At 28.5% G+C, this 2653-nt stretch carries 4 protein-coding genes; all 4 read left to right on the plus strand.

Features of this window, described 5'->3' with window-relative positions:
- Positions 1-259 (plus strand): hypothetical protein (locus VJ881_02155; protein ID HKL74844.1); only part of this gene is annotated, 259 nt, incomplete at its 5' end.
- A 51-nt stretch (positions 260-310) separates the two neighbouring features.
- Complete coding sequence (locus VJ881_02160) at positions 311-1234, plus strand: AEC family transporter (protein HKL74845.1); 924 nt, start codon at positions 311-313, stop codon at positions 1232-1234.
- A gap of 18 nt (positions 1235-1252) precedes the next feature.
- Positions 1253-1972 (plus strand): phosphatase, encoded by a 720-nt coding sequence (locus VJ881_02165; protein ID HKL74846.1) that lies wholly within the window; start codon positions 1253-1255, stop codon positions 1970-1972.
- A 176-nt stretch (positions 1973-2148) separates the two neighbouring features.
- Complete coding sequence (locus tag VJ881_02170; GenBank protein ID HKL74847.1) at positions 2149-2592, plus strand: Hsp20/alpha crystallin family protein; 444 nt, start codon at positions 2149-2151, stop codon at positions 2590-2592.
- Positions 2593-2653: the final 61 nt, after the last annotated feature.

Here is a 2653-nt window from a genome sequence, read left to right on the forward strand (position 1 = left end):
AGTTATGATGATTATTGGATTTTTAGGATTTATATTAAAAAATTATGATTATCCGATTGCCCCGATAGTTTTAGCTCTTGTACTTGGAGATATAATGGATCCCAGTTTTAGAAGAGCATTTGCCTATGTACCTTCTATCCCGAAATTGTTTTTATCTATTTTTCAGCATCCGATTAGTTTGATTTTATTTATAATGATAGCAATCTCAGTTTTATCTAATTTTAAGTTAATAAAAAATATATTTGCCTATAAAAATTAAATTTTGTAGGATGGCAGTGTAATATCAAATAGCAGAGAGGAGGTAGTAAAATTGGATTTATTATTTTATATTTTTACTGAAAATATTGCTCCTATATTTTTGATAATTTCTTTAGGATACATATTGAATAATTTTTTTGAGATTGATATAAACTCACTTAATAAATTAAATTTTTATATTTTTGTTCCTGCTTTAGTTTTAATCCAGATTTATAATACAGAACTTAAACTGGAAATGATGAATATAGTATATTTTTCTTTATTATTTTTAGTTATAATTTCATTAATATCTACTGCTTTAAGTAAATATAGGAATTATGGCCCTTCTTTAACTAATGCCTTTAAAAACTCAACTATTTTTTTTAATGCCGGAAATTATAGCCTGCCATTAATTGCTTTGATTTTTAATAATTCAGCCTATGCCTTTTCAATACAGGTAATGGTTTTAATTCTTCAAACTTTATTAATTTATACAGTTGGTTTTTTTAATGCGGGGAGAGGAAAAGTTGGTCTCAAATCTTCACTAAAAAAAGTTTTTATGTATCCTCCAATCTATGTGATAATATTAGCTTTTATTATGAAAACATTTTCCTATGATTTTAGTGGATTTTTTCTCTGGCCGGCAATGGAATATCTAGAACAGGGTTTTATTTCTGTAGCATTGTTAACTCTTGGAGTACAGCTTTCTAGAATAAAAATAAATCTTGAAGATCCTTCAATTTATATTGCAAGTTTTTTTAGATTATTAGGTGGGCCTTTAATTGCTTTTTTATTAATATTAATTTTAGGTATTGATGGAATTATGGCAAAAGTATTATTCATCACTTCTGCTGCTCCAACAGCTGTAACCACTGCCTTGATAGCAGTGGAATATGATAATCAGCCTTCTTTTGCTTCACAGGTAGTTATGATGACAACTATCTTAAGTGTTTTTTCTGTTACTTTTGTAATTTATCTCTCGGAAATAATTTTTTAATTATGGAGGATGATCTAGATGAAAATAAATATAAAAGCGGATTTGCATACTCACACTATTGCCAGTGGTCATGCTTATTCTACTGTAGATGAATTGGCAAGGTCAGCAAGTGAAAAAGGATTGAAATTAATTGCAATCACTAATCATGGGCCTAAAATGCCTGGAGGACCTCATCAATTTCATTTTGGCAACATGAGAATTATTCCTGATGAATTATATGGAGTTAGAATAATAGCAGGAATTGAAGCTAATATAATGAATGATGGATCAATAGATTTACCTGAAGAGAGGTTAAAAAGACTTGATTTTGTAGCTGCAGGTATTCATTCAGATGCAGGATATAACTTAAATACTAAAAAAGATAATACAAGAGTAATAATCAAAGCTATGGAAAATCCTTATGTACAGATGATAACTCATCCAGCTAATGCTGCTTTTCCAGTAAACATTGAGAAAATAGTAGAATCAGCTTTTGAAAATAATGTTATTCTGGAAGCTAATGCCAGCTCCTTTTATGATTTTAAATTAGGAAGAAGAGGAAATCATGAAATGAGTATAAACTTATGTAAATTGGCTAAACAAAGAGGAGTACCTGTAAGTTTAAATAGTGATGCTCATTTTCATACTGAAGTAGGAGATATAACTTTCTTAAATGATGTTATTCAAAGAGCAGGTTTAACCAAAGAAGATATTATCAATAGTTCAGCGGAAAAAATTAAGAATTTTTTAGGGTTATAAAATTATGATTTGATGTGAAAACAGGAGAAATTTAAAGATAATCAACTATAATTACAAATATAAGGAAAAATCTATCTGTTTTAAAATTTGACCATCTCTGATGTTAGTATTATAATATTAATAGAAAATCAAAGAAAGTCAAAGAAAAACAAAAATACAAATGGAGGTGGTTTTTGATGTTTGATCTTGTACCATTCAGAAATCGTCGTCGTGGGGAAGTAGAAGAAGGAAAAGGAGATCCTTTTAATAGTTTAGTAAATGAATTTTTCAGTGATGCCTTTAATGCTATAGACACAAAAAGTTTTAAGACCGATGTAAAAGAAACAGACGAGAACTACATTATTGAATCTGAATTACCAGGATTAAGTAAAGAAGATATAAATATAGAAATAACTGATAACTATCTAACAATTTCTGCTCAAAATGAAGAAAAGTTTGAGGAAGAAAAGGAAAATTATATTAGACGTGAGAGAAGGACAGGAAGTTTCCAGCGTGTATTCCAGATTGATAATGTAAAAGAAGATGAAATTGATGCAAAATATGAAAATGGAATTTTAGAAGTAACTCTTCCTAAAAAAGAAAAACAAACTCCTAAAAAGAAAACAATTGATATCAAATAAGCTTCATAAATAAATATTATCACCCGTATTGCCGACCTTAGACAGGTCGGTTTATTTTTTT

The sequence above is a fragment of the Halanaerobiales bacterium genome, assembly GCA_035270125.1.
Lineage (GTDB): Bacteria > Bacillota > Halanaerobiia > Halanaerobiales > DATFIM01 > DATFIM01.

Coding starts and splice junctions, on each gene's coding strand:
- VJ881_02165 (HKL74846.1), top strand. CDS start 1,253: ATGAAAATAAATATAAAAGCGGATTTGCATACTCACACTATTGCCAGT.
- VJ881_02170 (HKL74847.1), top strand. CDS start 2,149: ATGTTTGATCTTGTACCATTCAGAAATCGTCGTCGTGGGGAAGTAGAA.